Annotated in this window: 23 protein-coding genes; 15 read left to right on the top strand and 8 right to left on the bottom strand. The window is 67.1% G+C overall.

Annotated features, from left to right (window positions below; translation table 11 throughout):
• Positions 1–45: 45 nt before the first annotated feature.
• The 5 genes from ACUYM2_RS09560 (at position 46) to ACUYM2_RS09540 (ending at position 5,602) form a co-directional block, all read left to right on the top strand.
• Complete coding sequence (locus ACUYM2_RS09560; protein WP_481599847.1) at positions 46–1,134, top strand: PhoH family protein; 1,089 nt, start codon at positions 46–48, stop codon at positions 1,132–1,134.
• Positions 1,131–1,604 (top strand): rRNA maturation RNase YbeY, encoded by a 474-nt coding sequence (gene ybeY / locus ACUYM2_RS09555; RefSeq protein ID WP_175321062.1) that lies wholly within the window; start codon positions 1,131–1,133, stop codon positions 1,602–1,604. The genes ACUYM2_RS09560 and ybeY overlap by 4 nt, the downstream gene beginning before the upstream one ends.
• Positions 1,601–2,932: a hemolysin family protein gene (locus tag ACUYM2_RS09550; protein ID WP_481599846.1), complete on the top strand. Its 1,332-nt coding sequence runs from the start codon at positions 1,601–1,603 to the stop codon at positions 2,930–2,932. Before ybeY ends, ACUYM2_RS09550 begins: the two co-directional genes overlap by 4 nt.
• Positions 2,916–3,875, top strand: a complete 960-nt coding sequence (era, locus tag ACUYM2_RS09545) for a GTPase Era (protein WP_481599845.1) — start codon at positions 2,916–2,918, stop codon at positions 3,873–3,875. The genes ACUYM2_RS09550 and era overlap by 17 nt, the downstream gene beginning before the upstream one ends.
• A gap of 140 nt (positions 3,876–4,015) precedes the next feature.
• Positions 4,016–5,602 (top strand): LCP family protein, encoded by a 1,587-nt coding sequence (locus ACUYM2_RS09540; RefSeq protein ID WP_481599844.1) that lies wholly within the window; start codon positions 4,016–4,018, stop codon positions 5,600–5,602.
• A gap of 72 nt (positions 5,603–5,674) precedes the next feature.
• On the opposite strand, the gene ACUYM2_RS09535 is transcribed toward ACUYM2_RS09540, so the two are convergent.
• Positions 5,675–7,627: a M13 family metallopeptidase gene (locus ACUYM2_RS09535; RefSeq protein WP_481599843.1), complete on the bottom strand. Its 1,953-nt coding sequence runs from the start codon at positions 7,625–7,627 to the stop codon at positions 5,675–5,677.
• Between the two features lie 252 nt (positions 7,628–7,879).
• Between ACUYM2_RS09535 and leuA the strand changes: the two genes are divergently transcribed.
• From leuA to ACUYM2_RS09520, 3 genes are all read left to right on the top strand, one after another.
• Positions 7,880–9,619: a 2-isopropylmalate synthase gene (gene leuA, locus ACUYM2_RS09530; protein WP_481599842.1), complete on the top strand. Its 1,740-nt coding sequence runs from the start codon at positions 7,880–7,882 to the stop codon at positions 9,617–9,619.
• Between the two features lie 117 nt (positions 9,620–9,736).
• On the top strand, positions 9,737–10,492 hold the full coding sequence (gene recO / locus ACUYM2_RS09525) for a DNA repair protein RecO (protein ID WP_481599841.1): 756 nt from the start codon (positions 9,737–9,739) through the stop codon (positions 10,490–10,492).
• 2 nt (positions 10,493–10,494) lie between these two features.
• Complete coding sequence (locus ACUYM2_RS09520) at positions 10,495–11,337, top strand: isoprenyl transferase (protein ID WP_481599840.1); 843 nt, start codon at positions 10,495–10,497, stop codon at positions 11,335–11,337.
• Positions 11,338–11,374: 37 nt separating this feature from the next.
• On the opposite strand, the gene ACUYM2_RS09515 is transcribed toward ACUYM2_RS09520, so the two are convergent.
• Genes ACUYM2_RS09515 through ACUYM2_RS09505 form a run of 3 tightly spaced genes read right to left on the bottom strand, consistent with a single transcriptional unit; the run spans position 11,375 to position 15,147 of the window.
• Entirely contained in the window at positions 11,375–12,412 is a 1,038-nt protein-coding gene (locus tag ACUYM2_RS09515) for an alpha/beta hydrolase (protein WP_481599839.1), read from the bottom strand.
• Positions 12,409–13,395, bottom strand: a complete 987-nt coding sequence (locus ACUYM2_RS09510; protein WP_481599838.1) for an alpha/beta hydrolase — start codon at positions 13,393–13,395, stop codon at positions 12,409–12,411. The genes ACUYM2_RS09515 and ACUYM2_RS09510 overlap by 4 nt, the downstream gene beginning before the upstream one ends.
• Before the next feature lie 54 nt (positions 13,396–13,449).
• Entirely contained in the window at positions 13,450–15,147 is a 1,698-nt protein-coding gene (locus ACUYM2_RS09505) for an FAD-binding dehydrogenase (protein WP_481599837.1), read from the bottom strand.
• Between the two features lie 90 nt (positions 15,148–15,237).
• On the opposite strand from ACUYM2_RS09505, the gene ACUYM2_RS09500 reads away from it, so the two are divergent.
• Positions 15,238–16,311, top strand: coding sequence for a quinone-dependent dihydroorotate dehydrogenase (locus ACUYM2_RS09500; RefSeq protein ID WP_481599836.1), 1,074 nt, complete (start codon positions 15,238–15,240; stop codon positions 16,309–16,311).
• A 120-nt stretch (positions 16,312–16,431) separates the two neighbouring features.
• Here ACUYM2_RS09500 and ACUYM2_RS09495 read toward each other — a convergent pair whose 3' ends face one another.
• Positions 16,432–17,031: a DUF3043 domain-containing protein gene (locus ACUYM2_RS09495; protein WP_481599835.1), complete on the bottom strand. Its 600-nt coding sequence runs from the start codon at positions 17,029–17,031 to the stop codon at positions 16,432–16,434.
• Between the two features lie 109 nt (positions 17,032–17,140).
• Here ACUYM2_RS09495 and ACUYM2_RS09490 point away from each other — a divergent pair, with 109 nt between their 5' ends.
• The 5 genes from ACUYM2_RS09490 (at position 17,141) to ACUYM2_RS09470 (ending at position 22,339) form a co-directional block, all read left to right on the top strand.
• A complete protein-coding gene (locus ACUYM2_RS09490) occupies positions 17,141–18,565 on the top strand; it encodes a M20/M25/M40 family metallo-hydrolase (protein ID WP_481599834.1) in 1,425 nt (474 codons plus the stop codon).
• A gap of 171 nt (positions 18,566–18,736) precedes the next feature.
• Positions 18,737–19,126, top strand: a complete 390-nt coding sequence (locus tag ACUYM2_RS09485) for a HesB/IscA family protein (protein ID WP_138769282.1) — start codon at positions 18,737–18,739, stop codon at positions 19,124–19,126.
• Between the two features lie 205 nt (positions 19,127–19,331).
• Positions 19,332–20,204, top strand: a complete 873-nt coding sequence (gene ctaC / locus ACUYM2_RS09480) for an aa3-type cytochrome oxidase subunit II (RefSeq protein ID WP_481599833.1) — start codon at positions 19,332–19,334, stop codon at positions 20,202–20,204.
• Between the two features lie 12 nt (positions 20,205–20,216).
• Positions 20,217–21,941 carry an aa3-type cytochrome oxidase subunit I gene (gene ctaD, locus ACUYM2_RS09475; RefSeq protein WP_481599832.1) on the top strand — a complete coding sequence of 575 codons (1,725 nt, stop codon included), beginning with the start codon at positions 20,217–20,219 and terminating at the stop codon, positions 21,939–21,941.
• On the top strand, positions 21,938–22,339 hold the full coding sequence (locus ACUYM2_RS09470; RefSeq protein ID WP_479780299.1) for a cytochrome c oxidase subunit 4: 402 nt from the start codon (positions 21,938–21,940) through the stop codon (positions 22,337–22,339). Before ctaD ends, ACUYM2_RS09470 begins: the two co-directional genes overlap by 4 nt.
• A 111-nt stretch (positions 22,340–22,450) precedes the next feature.
• Here ACUYM2_RS09470 and ACUYM2_RS09465 read toward each other — a convergent pair whose 3' ends face one another.
• Entirely contained in the window at positions 22,451–22,741 is a 291-nt protein-coding gene (locus tag ACUYM2_RS09465) for an HPr family phosphocarrier protein (protein WP_481599831.1), read from the bottom strand.
• A 223-nt stretch (positions 22,742–22,964) separates the two neighbouring features.
• Here ACUYM2_RS09465 and ACUYM2_RS09460 point away from each other — a divergent pair, with 223 nt between their 5' ends.
• Positions 22,965–23,732: a GntR family transcriptional regulator gene (locus ACUYM2_RS09460; RefSeq protein WP_481601456.1), complete on the top strand. Its 768-nt coding sequence runs from the start codon at positions 22,965–22,967 to the stop codon at positions 23,730–23,732.
• 82 nt (positions 23,733–23,814) lie between these two features.
• Here the strand turns inward: ACUYM2_RS09460 and qcrB are convergent, their stop codons facing one another.
• Both qcrB and qcrA read right to left on the bottom strand, forming a co-directional pair.
• Complete coding sequence (qcrB, locus tag ACUYM2_RS09455) at positions 23,815–25,494, bottom strand: cytochrome bc1 complex cytochrome b subunit (protein ID WP_481599830.1); 1,680 nt, start codon at positions 25,492–25,494, stop codon at positions 23,815–23,817.
• Positions 25,472–26,542 (bottom strand): cytochrome bc1 complex Rieske iron-sulfur subunit, encoded by a 1,071-nt coding sequence (gene qcrA / locus ACUYM2_RS09450; RefSeq protein ID WP_481599829.1) that lies wholly within the window; start codon positions 26,540–26,542, stop codon positions 25,472–25,474. The genes qcrB and qcrA overlap by 23 nt, the downstream gene beginning before the upstream one ends.
• Positions 26,543–26,628: the final 86 nt, after the last annotated feature.

Here is a 26,628-nt window from a genome sequence, read left to right as displayed (position 1 = left end):
ACCATTTCCGAACTGGAGGGGACCAGAGGCCCACGGGCCAACACCATGACTGAAGCAGCCAACGGCAAGGCCCGGATCAGCGCGGGCGACCGCACCGCAGGGGAATTCCCCCACTCCCTCCCAGGCCTGCGGACGGAGCTGGTCCTGTTCGACAATTCCGACCAGATGGTGCAGTCCCTGGGCAGCCATGACGAAGCCTTGCGCTTCATCGAAACCCAGTTCCCCGACGTGGACTTCCACGTCCGCGGCAATGAGCTTTCCATCAACGGTCCGGCCGCGGACGTCCCCAGGATTATGCGGCTGCTCAATGAGGTCCGCGGCCTGGTGGCGCGCGGCACTGTCATCACTCCCGCCGTGCTGCAGCAGCTCGTCTCGCTGTTGCGCAGCCAGTCGCTGCAGAACCCGGTTGATGTCCTGACCCACAACATCCTCTCCAGCCGTGGCAAGACCATCCGGCCCAAGACCCTGAACCAGAAGAACTACGTGGACGCGATCGACGCGAACACGGTGATCTTCGGGATCGGACCGGCCGGCACCGGCAAGACCTACCTGGCCATGGCCAAGGCCGTCCAGGCGCTGCAGCAAAAGGAAGTCAGCCGTATCATCCTGACCCGTCCGGCCGTCGAGGCGGGGGAGCGGCTCGGGTTCCTGCCCGGCACCCTCAGCGACAAGATCGATCCCTACCTGCGCCCGCTCTACGATGCCCTGCACGACATGATGGACCCGGAGTCGATCCCGCGGCTGATGGCCGCCGGCACGATCGAGGTCGCCCCGTTGGCCTACATGCGCGGGCGCACGCTAAACGACGCTTTCATCATCCTGGACGAGGCCCAGAACACCACCCCAGAGCAGATGAAGATGTTCCTCACCCGGCTGGGCTTCGGCTCGAAGATGGTCGTTACCGGGGACGTTACCCAGGTGGACCTGCCGTTCGGCACCCGCTCCGGGTTGCGGATCGTCGAGGACATCCTGAAGGGGATCGAAGACGTTAGCTTCTCCGTGCTGGACGCGTCCGACGTCGTCCGGCACCGGCTGGTGGGCGACATCGTCAACGCCTACAGCGTCTGGGACGAGGCACAAAGGAACCGGGTCAAGCATTCCGTCGCCCGGGAGAACCGGGGAGAACACGCATGAGTATCGAGGTCAACAACGAGTCCGGCGTCACGGTGGACGAAGCGGAGCTGGTGGCGCTGGCCCGGTTCGTCTTCGAACGGCTCTTCATCCACCCGCAGGCGGAGCTGTCCATCCTCCTGGTCGACGAACCCGCCATGGAGAAGCTGCACATCGAACTGATGGACGAGCCCGGGTCCACGGACGTGCTGTCCGTGCCGATGGACGAACTCACCCCGGGCACCCCGGACAAGCCCACCCCGCAGGGGATGCTGGGCGACATCGCAATCTGCCCCCAAGTGGCCGAGGTGCAGGCTAAGAACGCCGGACACTCCACCCAGGACGAGATGCTGTTGCTGACCACGCACGGCATCCTGCACCTGCTCGGCTTCGACCATGCGGAACCGGAGGAGAAGGAAGAGATGTTCGGGCTGCAACGCGAGCTGCTGTCCGGGTTCACCGGCAAGGACGCCCCGGCAGAGACGATTCAGTGACCCCACTGATCCTCGCCGGCATGGCGCTGGTCTTCCTCAGTTTTGCCGCCGTGCTCACCGCGGCGGAGGCCGCCTTCAACTACCTGCCCCGGCACGACGCCGAACACGCGATCCTGCAGAGCCGCGGCGGGGCGCTGAAACGGATCATGGCCCAGCCCGTGGCCCACATGCGCGCCCTGAGGTTCTGGCGGATCTGGTTCGAAATGGCCTCCGCGGTCGCGGTGACCGTGCTGCTGCACAGCCTGCTGGACAATGCCTGGCTCGCCGGGCTGGTCGCCACCGGCATCATGGCCCTCGTGGGCTTCGTGATCGTCGGAGTATCGCCGCGCCAGCTGGGCCGTGTGCACTCCGCAAGCATGGTCCGCTTCTCCGCCCCGCTGATCCGCTGGCTCTGCTGGGTGCTCGGCCCGATACCGGGCTGGCTGGTCACCCTCGGCAGCGCCGTGGCCCCCGGCGCCCCCGCCGACAACGAGGCCTTCTTCAGCGAGGAGGAGTTCCGCGAACTCGTCGAACGCGCCAGCGAATCGGACGTGATCGAGGACAACGAGGCCGAGCTGATCCAGTCCGTGTTCGACTTCGGCGACACGCTGGTCCGTTCCGTGATGGTGCCCCGGACAGACATCCTGAGCATCGATTCCGGCTCCAGCCTGCACCGCGCCATGTCGCTGTTCCTCCGCTCCGGGTATTCCCGGATCCCGGTCATCGGCGAGAACACGGACCAAATCCTCGGCATCGTCTACCTCAAGGACGCCGCCGCCGCGCTCCACAACCTGGCTCCCGGCGAGGAGCCTCCCGTCGTCGACGACCTGGCCCGCGAGGTCCGCTACGTGCCCGACTCCAAACCCGTTAGCGAGCTGCTCCGCGAACTCCAGAAAGAATCCACGCACGTGGCGATCGTGATCGACGAGTACGGCGGAACCGCCGGGCTGGTCACTCTCGAGGACCTGATCGAGGAACTCGTCGGCGAGATCGTGGACGAATACGACACCGAGGCCGCCGAGGCCGTGGAGCTGGGCGACGGCAGCTACCGGGTCAGTGCCCGGATGAGCATCGATGACCTCGGCGAACTCTTCGACCTTGAGCTCGACGACGACGAGGTGGACACCGTGGGCGGCCTGCTCGCCAAAGCGCTTGGGCGGGTGCCGATCGTCGGCAGCACCGTCAGCGTCGACGGCGTCAGCCTCCGGGCCGACCGGCTGGAAGGCCGACGGAACCGCGTCAGCCACATCATTGCGGCTGCAGTTCCAAAGGAAGAAACTGACCTTGAAGGCCTACTCGACGAGGCCGAACCAACGCAACAGGGAGTTCCACGTGAGCAAGCAGAATAAGTCCGATGGCGAAGCGTCTTTCGGCGGTTACCGGGCCGGGTTCGCGGTGCTGGTGGGACGGCCCAATGCGGGAAAATCCACCCTCACCAACGCCCTGGTCGGCCAGAAGGTCGCCATCACCTCGGCCAAGCCGCAGACCACCCGCCACACGATCCGGGGCATCGTGCACCGCGACGACGCGCAGCTGATCATGGTCGACACCCCGGGACTGCACCGGCCGCGGACCCTGCTGGGCAAGCGCCTGAACGAACTCGTCGCGGACACCCTCGCGGAGGTCGACGCGATCGGCTTCTGCCTGCCCGCCAACGAGAAGATCGGCCCCGGTGACAAGTTCATCGCAGCCCAGCTCGCCGCCATCGGGAACAAACCGGTCATCGCGATTGTGACCAAGGCCGACACGGTGGACCGGCAGGCACTGACCGAGCAGTTGCTCGCCGTCGCCGCCCTGGGCCGCGAGGTGCTGGGGGAGGACGGCTGGAAAGACATCGTCCCCGTCTCGGCCACGGACGGGTTCCAGGTCGGCACGGTCGCCGATGTGCTGGTCGGCCACATGCCGCCGTCGCCTCCGCTATACCCGGACGGCCACCTGACCGATGAGCCGGAAGCGGTCATGATTGCCGAACTCATCCGCGAGGCCGCCCTCGAAGGCGTGCGCGATGAGCTTCCGCATTCCCTTGCCGTGGTGGTCGACGAGATCGTCCCGCGCGAGGGCCGGCCCGAGGACCGGCCGTTCCTGGATGTCCGGGTCAACCTCTACGTCGAACGGCCCTCACAAAAAGCCATCATCATCGGCAAGGGCGGCGCGCGGCTCCGCGAGGTCGGCACCACGGCGCGCAAGGCCATCGAGGCGCTGCTGGGGGCCCGCATCTACCTGGACCTCCACGTCAAGGTCGCGAAAGACTGGCAGCGGGATCCGAAGCAGCTGGTAAAACTCGGCTTCTAGGCCGGAGGAGCCGGCGGCGGCGACCCGCCGGGACGGACCGCCGAAGAAGCCGGCGGCCCCGCCCGGGCATGCCCGTCGGGGTTTTCCCAGTTTCGGCCCCTAAAATAGGGAACTCCCGCCCGCTAAGGAAGGCACCACCCGTGGTTCGACCCCGTGACAACCGTGCAGACGGAACCGGCCCCCCGGTTCGGTCAAACGCGGCCTCCCGGCACGCGGAAGACGCTTCCGTCGGTCCGGCCCGCCACCTGGGCACAGCCCGGCGGATCCCCGGGTGGCTGAAAGCCACCACAATCATTCTCTCCGTCCTGCTCGTGGGGGTAATCGCCTTCGGCGCCTATTGGGTCATCCGGCTGCAGGGAAATATCACCACGCAGGCCCTCGGCGCGGGCAACAGCCGGACCGAAAGCGCGCCCGATGACGCCACCGGTCGGATGCAGATCCTGATCCTGGGCACCGACACGCGCGACGGCAAGAACTCCCAATACGGCAGCAAGGACGACTCGTCCGGCTACGGGCACTCCGACGTCATGATGCTGATGGACATCTCCGCGGACAACAAGCGTGTCAGCGTGATCAGCTTCCCGCGGGACCTGCTGGTCGACATCCCCAAGTGCAAGGATCCCAAAACCAACAAGCAGTACCCGGCGCAGGCCGGCGTCATGATCAACGCTGCGATGTCCGAGGCAGGCATCGGCTGTGCCGTGGACACCGTCAACAAGCTCACCGGCCTGGAGATCGACCACTTCATGATGGCGGACTTCAACGCCGTCAAGGAACTCTCCAACGCCGTCGGCGGCGTCGACGTCTGCATCAGTGACGCGGTCTTCGACCCGGACTCCGGCCTCCGGCTTCCCAAGGGCACCTCCAAGGTCAAGGGTGAGCAGGCGCTCTCCTTCGTCCGCACGCGGCACGCCTTCGGTGACGGCAGTGACCTGGGCCGGATCAAAGCGCAGCAGGGGTTCCTGTCGTCGCTGGTCCGCAAGATCAAAGACGACGGCACCCTGTCCAACCCGGCGCGGATGCTTAGCATCGCGGACGCCATCACGAAGAACCTGACCATCGACGACGGCCTGGCCTCGGTCCCGACGCTGCTCACCGTCGGGAACCGGTTGAAGAACATCGACGTCGGCAAGGTGGCGTTCGTGGCCGCGCCGACCGAACCGGCCGTGTCCGACGTGAACCGCCTTCAGCTGACCGAACCCGCAGCCTCACAGCTGTTCGCGGCGCTGCGCAAGGACGTCGACCTGACCGACCCGACCGCGAAACCGTCCGCCACTCCGTCCGCCACCGCCGGCTCGTCGGCCAGTGCCACGCCGACGCCCACCACAGCACCGGCCACCCCTGCCTACGACAAGTCCCTGCAGCCGGTCGCCGTGGCCAACGGCTCGGGCAACCCCGCTCGCTCCCAGGAAATCCTGACCGCCCTCAAGGCCGGCGGCTTCACCCAGACAAGCGCCTTCGACGCCGCGGCGGTGGTGTCCACCGCTGTGTACTACGGGGCGGATTCCGCCGACGTCGCGGCCGACGTCGCCGCACTGCTGGGAATCCCGGCGAGGCAGGTGCTTCCGGCGACGGGAGTCACGGGCGTCCAGGTGTACGTGGGCAGCGACTTCAAATCCGGTGCCAAGCAGGCCGACGCTCCGGTGTCGCTGCCGCCTGACATCGTCAACCAGACTGCCGGCGACACCGTCTGCCAGCAGGCGAACCCGGTGCTGGTCGTGCCCTAGGAGGACCGGAACAGACGCGGGGGCCGGCCCCAAGGGCTCGCCCCCGCGTCGTTAAGCCTCCGCGGGTACTGGCTACCAGATGCTGACGCGTTCCTCCGGCGCCAGCCACATCCCGTCCTGCTCCCCGGTACCGAAGGCCGTGTGGAATGCATCGAGGTTCTTGGCGATGGTGTTGGTCCGGAATTCGTTGGGGGAGTGCGGATCCGTGGCGAGCCGGCGGATGGCCTCCTCGCTGCGGATCACCTGCCGCCAGCTCGCTGCCCAGGAGGCGAAGAAGCGCTGGGCGCCGGTGAGCCCGTCAAGGACCGGCGGCTGCTGCCCGCCAAGGCTGATCAGGTACGCCTTGTAGGCAATGGTCAGTCCGCCGAGGTCACCGATGTTTTCGCCGAGCGTCAGCTTACCGTTGACGTGGTGCCCGGCGGCTTCGGCCGGGGAGAGGGCGTCGAACTGGGCCACCAGCTTTGAGGTCAGGGCCTCGAAGGAGGTCCGGTCGGCCTCGGTCCACCAGTTCCGGAGCAGGCCGCTGCCGTCGTACTGCGAACCCTGGTCATCGAAGCCGTGGCCGATCTCGTGGCCGATCACGGCGCCGATGCCGCCGTAGTTCACCGCGTCGTCGGCGTCGGCGGTGAAGAACGGGGGCTGCAGGATGGCGGCCGGGAACACGATCTCGTTGAGCAGCGGATGGTAGTAGGCGTTCACAGTCTGCGGCGTCATGAGCCACTTTTCCCGGTCCACGGGCTTGCCCACCTCGTCCAGGTGCCGGTCGACGTCTGCGCTGTGCGCACGCTCCACGTTCCCCAGCAGGTCCGCCTCGTCGATGACGACGGCCGCGTAGTCGATCCACTTGTCCGGGTAGCCGATCTTGGCACGGAAGGAATCCAGCTTCTTCAGGGCCTCCAGCTTGGTCTCTTCGCCCATCCAGGCCAGTCCGGTGATGGATTCCCGGTACGCCTCGATCAGGTTGCCGACCAGCGAACGCATGTGCTCCTTGTGGCTTTCCGGGAAGTGCCGGGCCACGTAGATCTGCCCCACCGCTTCCCCGAGGGCGGCCTCGACGACGGCGACCCCGCGCTTCCAGCGGTCCCGATTGCGCGGCGTGCCGCTCAGCGTGGTGCCGTAGAAAGCGAAGTTGGCGTCCACAAACGCGGCCGACAGGTAAGGCGCGGCCGCACTGACCACCCGCAGGGCGAGCCATTCCTGCCACGTGGCCAGTGGCACCGTCTCCAGCAGCGCCGCGGCGCCGGCAAAGAAATCAGGGGTGCTGACGACGAGTTCGGCGCGTTTCTCCGGCGCGATCGCGGCGGCGTCGAACCAGGTGGACAGCAGCGGGAACAGCTGCGAGACTTCCTCTGCCGATTTCAGGTTGTACGTCTTCTGCGGATTGCGCAGCGTGACCTTGTCCCAGTGATGGGAGGCAAGCGACGTCTCCAGCTCCACGACGCGGCCCGCCGCTGCCTCCGCGTCGGCGACGCCGGCCAGGGTGAACATGGTGCGGACGTGCTCACGGTAGGCCTGGACCATCGGGGCGAACTTCTCTTCGCGGTAGTACGACTCATCCGGCAGGCCGAGGCCGCCCTGGCCGGTGTAAAGCAGGATCCGGTCCGGGTTCCCCGCGTCCGGCGCCGGGTAGATGTAGAACAGCCCGGAGACATCGGCGCGGAACAGCCGCCCGGCCAGCCGGACCAGATCGGCCACCGAGCCGGTGGCGAACACCTCGGCCAGCCGCCCACGGATCGGCTCCGCACCCTTGGCTTCCACGGCGGTCTCGTCCATGAAGCTGTTGTACAGGTCGCCAATCTTGCGTTCGATCCCGCTGGCGGCCTCGCCACGGCCGGCCGCCTCCAGGATGATCTCCTTGACCGCCAGTTCCGAACCGTCGCGCAGAGCCGTGAACGTGCCCTCCAGGGGCCGGTCGTCCGGAATGGCCGTCTTCTTGAGCCAACCGCCGTTGAAATGCCGGTACAGGTCGTCCTGGGGGCGGACGCCGTCGTCGATGGTGGACTGGTCGATCCCGGAAAGCGGCACTGATGCTCCTTCGAGTTGCGACGCCGGACCGGCCTGGCACCGGCTCAGCGTCTGCATGGTGGACGTTACGGAGGTATGGCTCCTTCATCTTACGCACCCGTGTTACTGTGAAAATGTGCGCGCAGAACTGCTTCTTCTTAGCTGCCGCGGCGGGGCCTCAGACGCGATCTAGCGCAAGGCCAAACCTCGCTGCGGAGTTTGTGTTGCCCGGCCACCCTTTCACCAAGAACCACAGAAAAGGCCCCGATAGTAATGCGAAACGCACAACAGCCCTCAGGAATGCCGGTCCACCGCTACGTCCCCTTCCAGGACCTGATCACGGTCGAACTGCCGGACCGCACCTGGCCCGACAAGGTCATTACCAAGGCCCCGCGCTGGTGCGCGGTCGACCTGCGCGACGGCAACCAGGCCCTGATCGACCCGATGAGCCCGGCCCGCAAGATGAAGATGTTCGACCTGCTGGTCCGGATGGGCTACAAGGAAATCGAAGTCGGCTTCCCCTCGGCATCGCAGACGGACTTCGACTTTGTCCGCCAGCTGATCGAGGGCAACCACATTCCGGACGACGTCACGATCCAGGTCCTGACCCAGGCCCGCGAGCACCTGATCGAGCGGACCTACGAGTCCCTGGTCGGCGCCAAGCAGGCCATCGTCCATCTCTACAATTCGACGTCGGTCCTGCAGCGCCGCGTCGTATTCAACCAGGACGAGGACGGCATCCTCGACATCGCCCTGCAGGGTGCCCGGCTGTGCAAGAAGTACGAGGAAACCCTCGAGGACACGCACATTACCTATGAGTACACCCCGGAGTCCTTCACCGGCACAGAGCTGGCCTACGCGGTGCGTGTCTGCAACGCGGTCGCCGACGTCTTCGAAGCCTCCGCCGACCGCCAGGTGATCATCAACCTGCCGGCCACGGTGGAGATGGCCACCCCCAATGTGTACGCCGATTCGATCGAATGGATGAGCCGGCACCTGCACCCGCGCGAAGGCATCATCCTCTCCCTGCACCCGCACAACGACCGGGGCACCGGCGTCGCGGCGGCCGAGCTGGGCTACCTGGCCGGTGCCGACCGGATCGAGGGCTGCCTGTTCGGCAACGGCGAACGGACCGGCAACGTCGACCTGGTCACGCTGGGACTGAACATGTTCGTGCAGGGCATCGACCCGATGATCGACTTCTCCGACATCGACGACGTCCGCCGCACGGTCGAGTACTGCAACCAGCTGCCCGTCGCGGAGCGCTCACCCTACGGCGGCGACCTCGTTTTCACCGCGTTCTCCGGATCGCACCAGGACGCCATCAAGAAGGGCCTGGAAGCCCTGGAGAAGGACGCCGCGGCCGCCGGCAAGGACGTGGCCGACTACGCCTGGCAGGTCCCGTACCTGCCGGTCGACCCCAAGGACCTCGGCCGCAGCTACGAAGCCGTCATCCGGGTCAACTCGCAGTCCGGCAAGGGCGGCGTCGCCTACCTGCTCAAGAACGAGCACAACCTGGATCTGCCGCGGCGCGCGCAGATCGAGTTCTCCGGCGTCATCCAGCGCCGCACGGACATGGTGGGCGGCGAAGTCAGCGGCGCCCAGCTGTGGCAGCTGTTCCAGGACGAATACCTGCCTTCCGCCGCGGCCGAAGCCCAGTGGGGCCGCTACGCGCTCGGCGCGGTCAGCACCGAGTCGGACGAGGACGGCACCATGACGCTGACCGCCGCTCTCAAGGTGGACGGCAAGCAGCTCCGCCGCACGGGGGTGGGCAACGGCCCGATCGCGGCCCTGCTGAGCATCCTGCGGGAGGACGGCGTCGACGTCCGCGTGCTGGACTACAGCGAGCACGCCCTGTCCGAGGGCGGCAGCGCCCAGGCCGCGGCCTACGTTGAATGCGCGGTGGGCGAGCGGGTGCTGTGGGGCGTCGGGATCGATGCCAACACGTCCATGGCCTCGCTGAAGGCTGTTATTTCGGCCGTCAACCGTGCCATCAGGGACGCCCGCGCCTAAGCGTCGACGACGACAAGCACTGCGCCGCCGGGGGATTCCGGCGGCGCAGTGCTTTCTGACAGCGATGCCGGTTTGCCCAATGGCCGGCTTTCCCCAAACTCAGTGCGAAGATTAACTGTGGCCCAACCTTCATCCTTTGCTGCGCGTGCGTATCGCGACGACGCCGTGGTCCTGCGCACCCACAAGTTGGGCGAGGCCGACCGCATCATCACCCTGCTGACCAAGCATCACGGCCAGGTCCGGGCCGTCGCCAAGGGCGTCCGCCGCACCAGCAGCAGGTTCGGCGCCCGGCTCGAGCCGTTTATGGTCGCGGACCTGCAGCTCATCTCCGGGCGCTCCCTGGACGTGGTGACGCAGGCCGTCGCCAAGGGCGCCTACGGCTCCAGCATCGCGGCCGACTACGGCCGCTACACCGTCGCCGCCGCGATGACCGAAACCGCCGAAAAACTCACCGACGTCGACGGCGAGGCGGGAACCGCCCAGTACAACCTGCTGGTCGGGGCGCTGGCTTCGCTGAGCCGTGGCGACCATGCCCCCGAACTCATCCTGGATTCCTACCTGCTCCGGGCCCTGGCCACCGGCGGGTGGGCCCCCAGCTTCACCGACTGCGCCCGCTGCGGGGCATCTGGCCCGCACACCGCGTTTTCCGCCCCGCTGGGCGGCATGGTCTGCGCGCAGTGCCGGCCGCCGGGTTCGCCCGCCCCGGCCGGGGAGACCGTGCTGCTGCTGGGAGCGCTGCTGACCGGGGACTGGGGGTCGGCCGACGCCTCCACCCCCGTCCACCGCCGGGAGGCTGCGGGCCTGGTGGCCAGCTACCTGCAATGGCATCTGGAACGTGTCCTGAAATCCCTCAAACATGTGGAGCGAACCTAACTGTGGCCCTAGGCAAGAAGACTCCAGGCAAGAACACCCCTGTCCGCCGGCGCAACGCCGACGTGGTGGCGCCCTACCCGCACCCCTCCGGTGCGGTGCCGCCTGCAATCCCGGCGGAGTTCATTCCGCGGCACGTCGCGATCGTAATGGACGGCAACGGACGTTGGGCCAACCAGCGGGGCCTGCCGCGGATTGAGGGCCACAAGGCCGGGGAGCCGGCCCTGTTGGATGTGATGGCCGGGGCCATCGAACTCGGTATCGAGCACGTGAGCGTGTACGCCTTTTCCACCGAGAACTGGCGCCGCTCGCCCGAGGAAGTCCGCTTCCTGATGGGATTTAACAAGGACGTGCTGCGACGGCAGCGGAACCAGCTGGACGAGTGGGGGGTCAGGATCCGCTGGTCCGGGCGGCGGCCCAGGCTCTGGGGCTCGGTGATCCGGGAGCTGGAAGAGGCCGAGGAGTTCACCCGCGGCAACAGCACCTGCACCCTGAACATGTGTGTTAACTACGGCGGCCGGGCGGAGATCGCCGACGCCGTCTCCGCCATCGCGGAGGAGGTGGCCGCGGGCCGGCTCAAGCCCGGCGCCATCACCGAACGCACCATCCAAAGGTACCTGGACGAGCCGGACCTGCCGGACGTCGACCTGTTCCTCCGCAGCTCGGGGGAGCAGCGGCTGTCCAACTTCATGCTCTGGCAGTCCGCCTACGCTGAGTTTGTCTTCCTCGACACGCTGTGGCCCGACGTGGACCGGCGCACCCTGTGGGACGCCGTCGAGATCTATGCCCAGCGGGACCGGCGCTACGGCGGTGCGGTGGACGCGGCGGCTCCCGCAGGCAGCGCCTGACGCCGCCCGTCCGGGACGAAGGCCCTTGCCAGGGAACTCAGCCGGGGTAGAGGCTCAGCCAGAGCAGGAGGTCGCGGTAGGCCTCCTGCCGCACCGCGCCGCGGGAGAGGAATAAGTCGTGGATGGCCCCCGGGTAGCGGAAGACGGCAGCCCGGCGGCCCAGCCCCAGCGCGCGGCGCGCCGTTTCCTCGACGTCGATCACGGCATCGACGTCCATCAGCGCCTCGGACCATTCGGCCTGGATGTGCGTGCGGCCGGACAGCATCACCAACACCGGCGACGTGATGTCCAGCCGCCGCTGCACGGCCGCGTGGCCGGCCAGGACCGCCTTCGTCCATCCCGGCCGGATCGGGAACGACGCCCGGGGCCGCCATTGCGGATCCATGTCCCATTCGCCGTGCGCCGAGCCGCTCACGCTGTCCCAGTAGCCGGGCATGCTGGGCAGCAGCAACGGCCGCCGCGGGTCGGTGCGAGCCAGCGGTTCCACCAACTGCATGGCGATGTTCCGGATCAGGCTGCTGCCCTGCAGTTCCAGCCAGGGTGAGTTCAGGACCAGGGTGCCCAGTGCTCCCGGATTCCGGTCCGCCCACAGTGCCGCGACCAGGCCGCCGAGGGAATGCGCGAGCAGGTGCACCGTCGGCGTCCCGGGGCTGCCCGTCCGGGAGGCGACATCGGCGGTGATGGCGGCAAGCGCGGCGGCAAGATCTTCGTCATAGACCGCCAGGTCGGTGGTATAGCCGGGGGTCTGCCAACTGCGCAGACTGCGGCCGAACTTCCGCAGGTCCAGGGCGTAGAAATGGAACCCGGCGGCCACGATTTGCTCGGCGAGTTCGGCCTGCAGGAAGTAATCGGCCCAGCCGTGAAGGTAAAGGACTACTTTCTCCGGCACCCGGGTCCCCGGGGAGTCCGGCGCCGCACCTGGCGGACCTGCCGCCGCACCGCCCACGGCTACATGCCGGACCAGCGTGGCGACCACGGGTCCTTCATCGTCCGGCAGCAACGGCAGCTCCAGGGACTCGAAGCCGCGCCCCAGCACGTCCCGGCGCCACCGCGGCGGCTCCGCGGGACCCGTCACGCGGCGCCGCCGTCGTCCAGGACGTAGGCCCGGAGCCAACGGGCCAGCCGGGCGTAGGCGTCCGCGCGGACCCGTGGCGCGGAAAGGAAAACATCGTGCAGGGCGCCGTCGATCCGTTCCAGGGTCACCGTGCGGCCCAAGCTCAGGGCGCGCAGCGCAATCGTGTTCACATCCAGGACGGCGTCCGTGCGCCGCATGGATTCCTTCCAGAACATGCCGTTGGCGCTGGCTCCGGAGATCATTACCAGGATGGGCACGTCGATGTTGAGCCCCCGGGCCACCGTGGACTGGCCGGCGAGCACGGCGCTGAGCCAGCCCGCCCGCACCGGAAAGGCGCGCGGCGGCCTGTAGTTGTCGTCCAGGACCCACTCGCCCTCGGCGGCGCTGCTGATGCTGCGCCAGTAGAAGGCGCGCTCCGGCAGCCGGATCACGGACTCGGGCCGGAATCGGGCCAAGGGCTCCACCATTGTCCTGGCAGCCCGGCGGACCGCCGGGCTGCCGTGCATCTCGAGCCAGGGACTGTCGAGCACCAACGAGGCGGCGGCCCCCGGATGCCGGCTCGCCCACAGGGCCGCGATGAGCCCGCCGGTGGAATGCCCCATCAGCGTCACCGGCGGGGGAGCGGCTCCCTTGGGGCCCAAGGATTCGATGATGCCGATCGCCGCCGTGATCTCGGCGTCGTAGTCGGCGAGGTCCGCCACGTAGCCGCCGGGTGTGCCGGGGCGCAGGCTTCTGCCATGGTTGTGCATGTCCAGAGCGAAGAACCCGAAGCCCTGGCCGGTCCAGAACTCCGCGAGCTCTTCGTTGAAGAAGTAGTCGCTCCAGCCGTGCAGGAAGAGCACGGCCCGCCGCGGAGCCCGGCCGGAGCCGGCCGAGGGGAGATGCCGGACCAGGGTGGCGGTCCGCTGCACGCCGTCCGGGCCGGAGGCCTGGAACGCGCAGGCCGCGAAGTCCTCACCCAGGATGTCGGTCTGCCAATCCACCCGGTCCCTCCCGCTCTGCCGGTCAATCTGCCGGCTGTTCTGACGCTTAGACGATTAAAGGGCCGACGCCGCGGCGCGGCCCGCCGTGCGGCCCGAGAACAGGCACCCGCCCAGGAAGGTGCCTTCGAGGGCGCGGTAGCCGTGGATTCCACCGCCGCCGAAGCCAGCCGCCTCACCGGCGGCGTACAGCCCCGGCACCGGCAGGCCGGTGCCGTCCAGGACCCGCGAGTGCAGGTCGGTCTGGATCCCGCCGAGGCTCTTGCGGGTGAGGACGGAGAGCCTTACCGCCAGCAGCGGCCCGTGCCGGGGGTCCAGCATCCGGTGCGGCGGGGCCACCCGCATGACCTTGTCCGTGGTGAAGCGGCGGGCGGCGCGGATCGCCGCGAGTTGCGGGTCCTTGCCCAGCCCGCTCGCGAACTGCCGGTCCCGGGACCGGATCAGCCGGTCCAGTTCGGTTGCGTCGATGAGCGGAGCGGCGGCGAGGGCGTTCATCTTCGCGGCAAGCTCCGTTGGTGTGCCGGCCTGCAGGAAGTCCACGCCCCGGTCCAGAAAGCGCTGCAGCGGGCTGTCGCCGGAGGGTTTGAGTCGGGCGGCGAGCAGGCGGACATTCTTGCCGGTCAGGTCCGGGTTCTGCTCCGAGCCGGAGAGCGCGAACTCCTTCAGCGCGATGGTCTTGTTCAGCACGAACCACGAGTGGGTGTGCCCGGTTCCGAGGATGTGCCGGAGCGCGCCGAGCGAGTCGAAACCCGGGAACAGCGGAGCGGGGAGCATCTTGCCGGTCGCGTCGAGCCAGAGCGCCGAGGGCCCGGGCAGGATCCGGATGCCGTGCTGCGGCCAGACCGGGTCGTGGTTGTGGATGCCCTCGGGGTAGTGCCACATCCGGTCGCCGTTGACCAGCCGTCCGCCGGCGCGGTCCACGGCGGCCAGGAAACCGCCGTCCACGGAGGCCGGCACTCCACTGAGCATGGAGGCCGGGGCGCCGCCGCCGGGCCATTGCCGCCGGACGGCGCCGTGGTTGCCGCCGATTCCGCCACTGGTGACCACGACGGACCCGGCAACGGCGTCGAAGGACCCGGTGACCGTCCGCGATGACTGCTCGCCGCGTGCGGCGGCGCTGGGTTCCAGGACCTCGCCGCGGACGCCGCTGAGCCGGCCAGCCGTCGCCACCAGTTCGGTCGCCCGGTGCCGGAAGTGGAAGGAAACCCGCCCAGCGGCCACACCCTCGCGCAGCTTCGCCAGGAACGGAGCGACAACCGCCGGGCCGGTGCCCCAGGCGACGTGGAAGCGTGGCACCGTGTTGCCGTGGCCGTCCGGCCCGTAGCCGCCGCGCTCGGCCCACTGCACGAGCGGAAAGAGCCCGACGCCGAGCGAGGCGAGCCAGGCGCGCTTCTCACCCGCCGCGAAATCCACGTAGGCCGCGGCCCACTGGCGGGCGAGGGCGTCCTCCGGGCGGTCGAAGGCGGCGGAGGACAACCAGTCGGCGAGGGCCAGGTCCGCGCTGTCGCGGACGCCCAGCCGGCGCTGCTCCGGGGTGTTGACCAGGAAGAGTCCGCCAAAGGACCAGTGCGCCTGGCCGCCGGCCGAAGCCTCCGGCTCCTGGTCCAGCACCGCCACCCGCCGGCCCGCCGCATATGCCTCCGCCGCGGCAACGAGCCCCGCGAGGCCGGCGCCGACCACAACGACGTCGGCCTCGATCCGGACGCCGGGCGCCGCGCCGGGCACGCTGCTGTGGACTGCATCCTCGCTGGTCATGGCTTCATGCTAGCGCCCGCCGGGGTGCGGATTTGTCCGCTGCGGTTCCCGCATTTTGGTTTGCACGTCCGGAACCGGAAAACTAGGGGCATGCGCGTATATCCCACCTTCTTCCGGCTCGCCTTCTCCTGGATGGACGCCGAGCGCGCCCACAAGATCGGTTTCTTTGGCATCCGGCTGGCCAGCCGCTGCGGCGCCGGACGCGTCCTGCAGCGGTTCACCGCCCCGGCGGCTTCGCTGCGGACCGAGGCCTTCGGCCTAACCTTTCCCTCGCCGTTCGGGCTCGCCGCAGGCTTTGACAAGGAAGGCCACGGCATCGAAGCGCTGACCGACCTCGGCTTCGGCCACGTCGAGGTGGGTACCATCACCGGACAGGCCCAGCCGGGCAACCCCGCCCCGCGGCTGTTCCGCCTGATCGCGGACCGCGCCGTCATCAACCGGATGGGCTTCAACAACGACGGCGCCGCAGCCGTGGCGCCCAGGCTCCGTTCAGCCCGCGCCGCCCTGCAGCGCCGCTATCCCGGGGTCCGCCCGGTGATCGGTGTCAACATCGGCAAGAGCAAGATCGTGGAGCTTGAGGACGCGGTGGCGGACTACCTGATCAGTGCCCGGAGCCTGGCCCCGGCCGCCGACTACCTGGTGGTCAACGTCAGTTCCCCTAACACGCCCGGGCTGCGCCTGCTGCAGGACGTCGACACGCTGCGCCCGCTGCTGGCTGCGGTGGGGGAGGCCGCAGACAGCGCCGCCGGCCGGCACGTGCCGCTGCTGGTGAAAATAGCCCCGGACCTCAGCGACGAGGACATCGACGACGTGGCCCGGCTGGCGCTCGAGATGAACCTGGACGGCATCATCGCCACCAACACGACCATTGCCCGCACCGGCCTGGTTTCCAGCCCGGAACAGATCGAAGCCTGCGGCGCCGGCGGGCTCTCCGGTGCGCCGCTGCGGAAACGTTCGCTCGAAGTGCTGGCCCGGCTCAGGGCCGCCACGGACGGGGCGATCACACTGGTCTCGGTGGGCGGGGTCGAGTCCGGCCAGGATGTCCGCGAACGGCTCGAGGCCGGCGCGACCCTGGTGCAGGGCTACACCGCGTTTCTCTACGAGGGCCCCTTCTGGGCGGCGCGGATCAACCGCGAGCTGGCGAAGCGGCCCGCCCGCCCCTGACCGCGCAGCTCACCGGGATTTCCGCGCGACGCCGACTTACGGTTCCGGTGCGCCCCACGGCACCCGGACACGCAAAAGCCCCCGGCAGTCCAGCTGCCGGGGGCTTTTTGATGGCCGGATTCAGGCGGGGAATTGGCCGCGCTTGACCTGCGGCTTGGGCAGACGCAGGCGGCGGAACTGCAGGGATCGCATGGAGCCGTACCAGACGGTGCCACGCTCGACCTCGCCAAACTTCTCCCCGAGGCGCTTCTTGAGCTTCCGGGACAGGATAAAAACATCCACGAAGACGGCCAGGAACATGACCCAGAAACCGCCCAGGACATAGATCATCTGTTCGCTGCTCGCCGGGACCAGCAGGGAGATGACGACGAAGACGAGGGCGCCGAACATCAGGTATTCGCCGAGGCTGAACCGGGCGTCGACATAGTCGCGGGCGAAGCGCTTCTGCGGACCCTTGTCCCGCAGCGGCAGGAACTTCTCGTCACCGGTATCCATGGCCTGGCGCATCTTGAGGCGCTGGTCCGCGATCGCGGTGCGCTCGGCTGCCTTGGAGGCCTTGCGGTCCTCCGGTACCAGGGGCCGCTTGCGGGCGGCCACCTGCGCGCTGCGCTTGGGCGTGGGTGCACCCTTGCCGATGGCGGCGTCCCGGGCTGCTGCCTCGGCTACCTGCTGGTCAACTACGTCCTGCGCCGAGGGCGCTTCCTTTTTACGTCCAAACACCCCTACAGAATACCTTGCGGCGGGTGGCCCGAGACCCAGCCCACACCGGGGCCCTCCGCAGCGCTGCGGTGCATTTGTGGTGATGTCCGACACGGGTAGGGTTTTGGCTATGACTTCATCACCCGCGGGGACCCCGCAGCCCTCAGCCGTCGGCTCCATCGATGCCGCAGCTCTCCGCCAGGCCGTTACAGAGTCCTTTGACGCCACCGTCGAGCAGTTGAAGGCGCTCGTGGCGATCCCGGGCATCGCCTGGCCCAGCTTCGATCCTGCTCCGCTGAACGCCAGCGCCGACGCCGTTGCCGAACTCGTCCGTGCCAGCGGCTTCGAGGACGTCCGTGTCCTGCGTTGCGACAAGGAGGACGGCACCGCCGGCGGACCGGCCGTCGTCGCACGTCGTCCCGCGGCAGCAGGCAAGCCCACCATCCTGCTCTACGCCCACCACGACGTCCAGCCGACCGGCGACCTGGCGCTGTGGGAGACCGAGCCGTTCACGGCCGTCGAACGCGACGGCCGCCTCTACGGCCGCGGCGCCGCGGACGACAAGGCAGGGATCCTGGCCCACGTCGCCGCATATTCCGCCGTGACCCGGGTGCTGGGGGAGGAGCTGGGCCTGGGGGTGACCTTCTTCTTCGAGGGCGAAGAGGAAGCCGGCTCACCCACGTTCCGTTCCTTCCTGGAAACCCACCAGGAACTGCTGCGCTCCGACGTGATCGTCGTTGCCGACTCCTCCAACTGGAAGGTCGGCATCCCGGCCCTCACCACCAGCTTGCGCGGGCTGGTGGACGGCACCATTGAGGTCAAGGTGCTGGACCACGCCGTCCACTCCGGCATGTTCGGCGGCCCCGTCCTGGACGCTCCGACGCTGCTGGCGCGGCTGATCGCCACCCTGCACGACGAGGAAGGCAGCGTCGCGATCGAGGGACTCGTCAGCCGCGACGACGCCGGGGTCGACCTCACCGAGGAGGAGTACCGCAAGGACGCCTCGGTGCTCGACGGCGTGAAGCTCGCCGGTAGCGGGTCCATCGCCTCGCGCATGTGGACCAAGCCCGCCCTGTCCATCATCGGCTTCGATGCGCCCGCCGTGGAGGTCGCCTCCAACACCCTGCTGCCCCGTGCCCGTGCCAAGTTCAGCCTGCGGCTGGCCCCCGGACAGGACCCGGCCGACGCCATGGAGGCGGTCCGCCGGCACGTTGAAGCGCACGCGCCCTTCGGCGCCGAGGTGGTGTTCACTCCGGGGGAGAGCGGCAACGCCTTCCTGACGGACACCTCCTCGCCGGCCGCCCGGCTGGCGATGTGGGCGCTCGGCGAGGCCTGGGGCGTGCCTGCCGTCGAGACCGGCATCGGCGGTTCCATCCCGTTCATCGCCGACCTGACCGAGCTGTACCCGGACGTGCAGATCCTGGTCACGGGCGTGGAGGATCCCGATTCCCGCGCTCACAGCGCCAACGAGTCGCTGCACCTGGAGGACTTCAGGAACGCGATTGTGGCGGAAGCGCTGCTGCTGGCCCGGCTGAACGCCGAGGGCCTCGCCTGAGGCCTCGGCTTTTCGGCGTTCCCGGGGAACATCCAGCCGGTGCTGGCGGTTACCGCAGGAGTTAGAGCTATACGGCTGATCGACGTAGCATGTAGCTATAGCCCATACCGTTTAAGTAGGGGCGGGCACCGCGCAGGCGGCGCCGCCACCACCGTCGTAAGAAGGTAGGCCATGAGCACTACAACCAATGAAAACAGCGCCGACACCACCGTCCAGGCGGACCAGGAGCTGGCCAGCCACGAGGTCCAGCTGACGGACGTCGCTGCCGGCAAGGTCCGCAGCCTGCTGGAACAGGAAGGCCGCACTGATCTTCGGCTCCGCGTTGCCGTGCAGCCGGGCGGTTGTTCCGGACTGATCTACCAGCTGTACTTCGACGAGCGCCTCCTCGAGGGCGACGCCGTCCGCGACTACGACGGCGTCGAAGTCGTCGTCGACAAAATGAGCGTGCCCTACCTGAGCGGTGCCAGCATCGACTTCGAAGACACCATCTCGAAGCAGGGTTTCACTATTGACAACCCGAATGCGGGCGGATCCTGCGCCTGCGGAGACTCCTTCCACTAAGGCCTAAGGCCGGGCGTGCAGCCCGGCCTTAGTTCCGTCCCGGGGGCGGTTGCCGGAAGCGTCGAAAACTCCACCGACGCACGGCGCGGACATGTGGGCGAAAACTCGCGGGGAGCGGTAAGCTCTACATCGAGTAGTAAAACTTTTAGTGTGCCCGGAACGCCATCGGCGGCCGGGCGACAGCAACAAGTAGGAAGGGCCGTCTGTGAGTTCGCAGAACCGAACCGGCAGCCGACGCAAACAGATCACTACGATCACTGGCTTGGCACTAGCCGGCGCGTTGGCTTTGACTGGATGTTCACCAGAGGTACAGAAAGGGTGGCTGCCCACTGAGCGTGGCACCACCAACCACACTGACCGCATCATGGACCTCTGGGTCAACTCATGGATTGCCGCGCTGGTCGTCGGCATCATTACCTGGGGCTTGATGATTTGGGTCATCGTCGCGTACCGGCGGCGGAAGGGCACCGTCGGTTTCCCGCGCCAGAACAGCTTTAACCTGCCGCTCGAGGTCTTCTACCTGACCATCCCGCTGTTTATGGTCCTGGTGTTCTTCTACTTCACCGACCGCGACCAGCAGGCGATCGACAACCGCTCCCAGCCGGCCGACGTCGTCGTCGACGTCCGCGGCAAGCAGTGGGCCTGGGACTTCAACTACAAGAAGGGCGACGTCATCACGGACGACGTCCACGAGGCAGGCGTCCAGGCGCACCTCACCGGCAACAACGTGGACAAGGAAAAGCTGCCCACGCTGTACCTGCCGGTCAACAAGTCGGTTGACCTCGAGCTCAACTCCCGTGACGTCATCCACTCCTTCTGGGTTCCCGCCTTCCTGCAGAAGCGCGACATGATCCCGGGCAAGACCAACTACATCCGGTTCACGCCCACCAAAGAGGGAACCTACGACGGCAAGTGCGCCGAACTCTGTGGCGAGTACCACTCCGAAATGCTGTTCCGCGTAAAGGTTGTCTCCGAATCGGAGTTCAAGTCGCACCTGGACCAGCTCCGCCAGGTCGGCAACACCGGGCTGCTCGGCGAAGAGTACGACCGCCTCCCGGCCAAGACCGAGAACAAGTAAGGGGAGCGCGAAGTGGCAACGACCTACTCTCAGCCCTCCGGGATCCTTGAGGCTCCCGTAGTACCCAAATCCAAGGGACGCATCGTCGTCAACTGGATCACCTCCACCGACCACAAGACCATCGGGTACATGTACCTGATCGCGTCCTTCGTGTTCTTCTGCTTCGGCGGCGTTATGGCGCTGCTGATCCGCGCCGAACTGTTCGAACCGGGCATGCAGATCCTGCAGACCAAAGAGCAGTACAACCAGCTCTTCACCATGCACGGCACCGTGATGCTGCTGATGTTTGCAACCCCGCTGTTCGCCGGCTTCGCCAACGTCATCATGCCGCTGCAGATCGGCGCCCCCGACGTCGCCTTCCCGCGGCTGAACGCGCTGGCCTTCTGGTTCTTCCTTTTCGGTTCCACGATCGCCGTCTCCGGCTTCATCACGCCGCAGGGTGCCGCATCGTTCGGCTGGTTCGCTTACGCGCCGCTGTCCAACACGACCTTCAGCCCCGGTGTAGGCGGTGACCTCTGGGTCTTCGGCCTGGCGCTCTCCGGCTTCGGTACCATCCTTGGCGCGGTCAACTTCATCACCACGATTATCTGCATGCGCGCCCCGGGCATGACCATGTGGCGGATGCCGATCTTCACCTGGAACACCCTGGTCACCGCGATCCTGGTGCTCATGGCGTTCCCGCCGCTCGCTGCCGCCCTGTTCGCCCTCGGCGCGGACCGCCGCTTTGGTGCCCACATCTTCGATCCGGAAAACGGCGGCGCCGTTCTCTGGCAGCACCTGTTCTGGTTCTTCGGCCACCCCGAGGTGTACATCATCGCGTTGCCGTTCTTCGGCATCGTCTCGGAGATCTTCCCGGTCTTCAGCCGCAAGCCGATCTTCGGCTACAAGGGCCTGGTCTACGCCACGATCTCGATCGCGGCACTGTCCGTCACCGTGTGGGCGCACCACATGTACGTCACCGGCTCGGTTCTGCTGCCGTTCTTCTCCTTCATGACGATGCTGATCGCGGTTCCCACCGGCGTGAAGTTCTTCAACTGGATCGGCACCATGTGGCGGGGTTCCATCACCTTCGAAACCCCCATGCTCTGGAGCATCGGCTTCCTGGCTACCTTCCTCTTCGGCGGCCTGACCGGCATCATCCTGGCCTCACCGCCGCTGGACTTCCACGTCTCCGACTCGTACTTCGTGGTGGCGCACTTCCACTACGTGGTCTTCGGCACCGTGGTGTTCGCGATGTTCGCAGGCTTCTACTTCTGGTGGCCGAAGTGGACGGGCAAGATGCTCAACGAGCGTCTCGGCAAGATCCACTTCTGGATGCTCTTCCTTGGCTTCCACGGCACCTTCCTCATCCAGCACTGGCTCGGTGTGGAAGGCATGCCCCGCCGCTACGCGGACTACATGCCGCAGGACAACTTCACCTGGATGAACCAGTTCTCCACCTACTCGTCGTTCCTCCTCGGCGCGTCCCTGATCCCGTTCTTCTGGAACGTCTACATCACCTGGCGCAGCAACGAGAGGGTCACGGTCGATGATCCCTGGGGCTTCGGCGCCTCGCTCGAATGGGCGACGTCCTGCCCGCCGCCGCGTCACAACTTCACCTCGCTGCCGCGGATCCGCTCGGAGCGTCCTGCCCTGGACCTGCACCACCCCGAGCTTTCCCAGAACTACACCGTCGACTCTCCTGCCCCGGCAGCAGCGGCGCTCGGTAACGCCGACCAGAAGGACACCGCCCAGTGAAGATCGAATCAAGGATTTTTGGACTCGGAGTCTTCTTCTTCGTCCCGGTCTCGATGATCTACGGCTTCCTGACCGGCTGGTCGGAGTGGGTCGGCATCCTCGGAATCCTGCTGCTTGGCGGGCTGGCCGGCATGATCGGCGCGTACTTGGGCTTCACCGGCAAGCGCGTCGGGATGCGTCCCGAGGACCGCAGCGACGCTGAGATTCACGAAGGCGCCGGCGAACAGGGACACTTCAGTCCCTGGAGCTGGTGGCCGCTGGTCCTCGGCCTGTCCTGCGCCGGCGGCTTCCTGGGCCTGGCCGTGGGGTTCTGGATCACGTTCATCGCCGGCGGCCTGGCCGTGGTGGCGCTCGTGGGCTGGGTTTACGAGTACAGCCGCGGTGACCACGCGCACTAGCGTCTGGTTCTGAGAACAACAACGGCGGGCCCCATCCTTGTGGTGGGGCCCGCCGTCGTTTTAGTATGCCTGGCGTAGCCTGGCACGCCTGGTCCGACCCCGCGGTGTAGCTCAGCCGGCCTGCGACTCCAGTAAGGCGCAGAGCTCGGCGAGGGCGTGGTCCGCGTCGGATAGGCTCGAATCTGCCGGGACCGCGTCAGTCTTCACCGCCAGCTCCACCTCGCAGCCGCAGGGGAAGTCCTCGGTCATGACTTCCAGGAGCGAACGGGCATCCACCCCGGGCCTGCCGTCTTTGCTGATCGTGACGGCGAACCCGGTCTGCGTCACGGCACGGACGAAGGCCGCCGCCGGGCGGGCGTGCAGCCCGATGGAGGCCTGGACGACTGCCTTGCGTGCTGGCAACGGAACTCCTTCATAGTCATGATGCCCGGCGGTACCCGGCCGGGCTGCAGAGGCCCGGGGCGGATCAGGCACAGCCGACCGTCGCGGGCATATCCAGCGTAGCCGGGGGAGAAGGCACGGGCGAACTCGAACCGGTGGTGGTCTAGACCTGTCGGCGACGTACCCTACCCTTGAAGTATGAACGATTGCAGCGGGCAGCGCCGTGGGCTCTAACGCGGCCCGGATGGCCGGCGAGATCGACCGGAACAGCGGCACCCCCATCTACGTCCAGCTCCGCGAGATCCTCCGCGCCCACATCATCAGTTCCTGCCCGCCGGGATCCGCGCTTCCCTCCGAACGGGACCTTTCGGTTCGGTTCGGCCTGGCCAGGATGACCGTGCGCCAGGCCATTGACGCACTGGTGGGCGAGGAGGTCATTGAGCGCGTCGTCGGGCTCGGCACCTTCGTCCGCAAACCCAAGCTGGATCTCCAGGTGAAATTGACCTCGTACAGCGAGGAGATGCAGCGCCGCGGCATGGTTCCGGCCGCCAAGGTGCTCAGCTTCGAGCAAATCAACGCCAGCGCCTTCCTGGCCCGGGAGCTCCAGCTGGAGGAGGGGACGCCGCTTATTCGCTTCCGGCGGCTCCTGCTGGCCGACAGTGAGCCCATGAGCGTCGACGAGAACTTCATCCCGGCGCACCGGGTGCCGGGACTGCTCGACGGCGAGCCGCCGACGTCGCTCTACAACGTGCTGAGTGAGCGATACGGCCTGGTCATGGAGTGGGGCGAAGACATGATTGAAGCGACGGCGGCATCGCCGTCCACGGCGCGCCTGCTCAATGTGGACGTCGGCACGCCGCTGCTAAAAATCCAGCGGCACGCCTTCGTCGCCCGGGCCATGGTCGACTACTCCGTCTCGTACTACCGTGCAGACCGGTACAAGCTCTGGGTGCCGCTGCAGCGCCCCGGCGTCCGGCCCACCCGCAACTACGCTTCCGGCTACCGCCCCTGACCTGTCCCGCTCCGGCCCCTCGGGACGCAGAAAGGCCCGGTCCAAGTGGACCGGGCCTTTCTGTACTGCTTGGCGTCGCGCCTTAGTGGCTGAGGCTCTTCTGCTCAGCAGCCGCTTCGACCGACTCGTGCGCACCGTGGTGGCCGTGGGCCGCTGCGAGCTCGGCCGGGGTGGCCGGGGCTACGCGGTCCTCGAAGAACCACCTGGAAAGCATTGCACGCCGCTTTTCCTTGCGGTCCACGACGCCGTGGCTGTTCGGCTCGGCCGGGAGCGGCGACGGGGATTCGAAGCCCACCAGCTTGTACCGCTTGTATTCGTCCAGCGGGGCGTGAACCTCGATGAACTCACCGTGCGGGAGCCGTACGATGCGGCCGGTTTCGCTGCCGTGGAGGGCGATTTCCCGGTCCTTGCGCTGCAGGGCCAGGGCGACGCGCTTCGTAACGATGAAGGCGAGGACCGGGCCAATGAAGAACAAGGCCCGCAGCCAGTAGGTGACGTCGTTCAGGGCCACGTGGAAGTGCGTGGCGATCAGGTCGGAGCCGGCAGCTGCCCACATCACGCAGTACCAGACGAAACCGGCCATGCCGATCGCCGTCCGGGTCGGGGCGTTGCGGGGACGGTCCAGGACGTGGTGCTCGCGGTCGTCCTTGGTGATCCACCGCTCGATCCACGGGTAGGTGAACATCACGGTGAACAGGATGCCCGCCGGGACCAGGGCCGGCAGCAGCACGTTGAACGTGAAGACATGGCCGAACCAGACCTGCTCGACGTGCCAGTTACCGATGGTGCCCGGCATCAGGCGCAGGGCGCCGTCAACGAAACCGATGTACCAGTCAGGCTGCGTTCCAGCGGACACGGGGGAGGGGTCGTATGGGCCGTAGTTCCAGATCGGGTTGATGGTGAAGAACCCTGCCATCAGGGCAATGACACCGAAGACGATGAAGAAGAAGCCGCCGGCCTTCGCCGCGTAGACCGGACCGAGGGGGTAGCCGACGACGTTGCCGTCGTTGCGTCCGGGGCCGGGGTACTGGGTGTGCTTGTGCACGACCACCATAAAGAGGTGAACGGCGATCATCAGCAGGATGAGGGCAGGAACCAGCAGGATGTGGAGCATGTAAAGGCGGCCGATGATGGCGGTGCCGGGGAATTCTCCGCCGAAGAGGAAGAACGAGATGTAGGTGCCGATCACCGGGATGGACTTGATCACGCCGTCGATGATGCGCAGGCCGTTGCCGGAGAGCAGGTCATCGGGGAGCGAGTAGCCGGTGAAGCCGGCGGCCATGGCCAGGATGAGCAGGACGCTGCCCACCACCCAGTTCATCTCGCGCGGCTTACGGAAGGCGCCGGTGAAGAAGACACGGAGCATGTGCACGGACACGGAGGCCACGAACAGCAGGGCAGACCAGTGGTGGACCTGGCGCATGAACAGACCGCCGCGGACATCGAAGGAGATGTTCAGCGAGGAGTTGTAGGCCACCGACATTTCGACGTTCTTCAGCGGCAGGTAGGAACCCTGGTAATGGGTTTCCGCCATCGAGGGGTCGAAGAAGAAGGTCAGGAAGGTGCCGGAGAGCAGCAGGATCACGAACGAGTACAGGGCCACTTCGCCGAACATGAACGACCAGTGGTCCGGGAAGACCTTGCGGCCGAATTCCCGGAGCATTCCGGAACCGCCCACGCGCTGATCGACAAAGTCGGTGATGCGGCCGCCCTTGGTCTTGGCGACGAAGGTGGGGGTGTCAGCTGTTGATGTTGCGCTCATGCTCAGCACGCTCCCAGTAGCTAGGTCCAACAGGTTCTTTGAAGTCGCTCGTAGCGTAGAGGTAGCCCTCGTCGTCTACGGCGATGGGCAGCTGCGGGAGCGGCCGGCTGGCCGGGCCGAAGATGACCTTGCATTCCTGGGTCAGGTCGAAGGTCGACTGGTGGCACGGGCACAGCAGGTGGTGGGTCTGCTGCTCGTACAGCGCAACAGGGCAACCAACGTGGGTGCAGATCTTGGAGTAGGCAACGATGCCGTTGTAGCTCCAGTCCTCACGGCCCGGGGAGGGCTTGAGGGAGTCCGGGTTCAGGCGCATGAGCAGGACGACGGCCTTGGCCTTTTCGTTCAGCTTGCCTTCCTCCAGCTCGTTCAAGCCTTCCGGGATGACGTGGAAGGCGGAGCCGATGGTGACGTCCGCGGCTTTGATGGGGGTTCCATCCGGGTCCCGGGTGAGGCGCTTGGTCTTGCCGTCAACAGGGGCCCACATGGTGTGGGCCAGCTTGTTGTCCGGACGCGGACCGAGGTCGCCGAAGACGGCCAGGGCCGGCAGCGGAGCGAGCGCGACGGCGCCAAGCAGCGTGTTGCGGATCAGCGGGCGGCGCTTGATGCCGGTCTCCTCGACGATGTCGTCGACGATCCGGACAGCGGCCAGACGGTCCTCTTCGGTGCGGATGGCGTGGCGCTCTTCCGACACTTCGTGATCCGGCATCAGGGCCTTGGCCCAGTGCACGATACCGGTGCCGATGCCCAGCATGGCAAAGGCAGTGCCGATGCCGAGCAGGGTGTTCTGCAGCCGGATGGTGGCGATCGAGGAGTCAGCTCCAAGATCGATGGCGAAGTACGCCACCAGGAATATCAGGGTGCCCACGACCGAGGCGCCGAACAGAACGGCCACCTGCCGTTCCGCTCGCTTGGCGGCCCTCGGGTCCGTGTCAGCCAGGCGCAAACGATGCGGGGGAATTCCAGGATCCTGGAATTTCTCCACCTCATTCTGACCAGCCGTAGCTACGGTGCCCGAGTGGTTCGGACTGCCGTCACTATGGTTGCCCATAATTCGCCTCATCCTTCTCTCGTCTCGACCTATGTCGAGTTAGTTTTCAATTCAAACTGCTGACGGATCAGCAGAAAATTCTTACA

The sequence above is a fragment of the Arthrobacter sp. SD1074B genome, from assembly GCF_056780195.1.
This window is presented reverse-complemented; position numbering and strand designations above follow the sequence as displayed.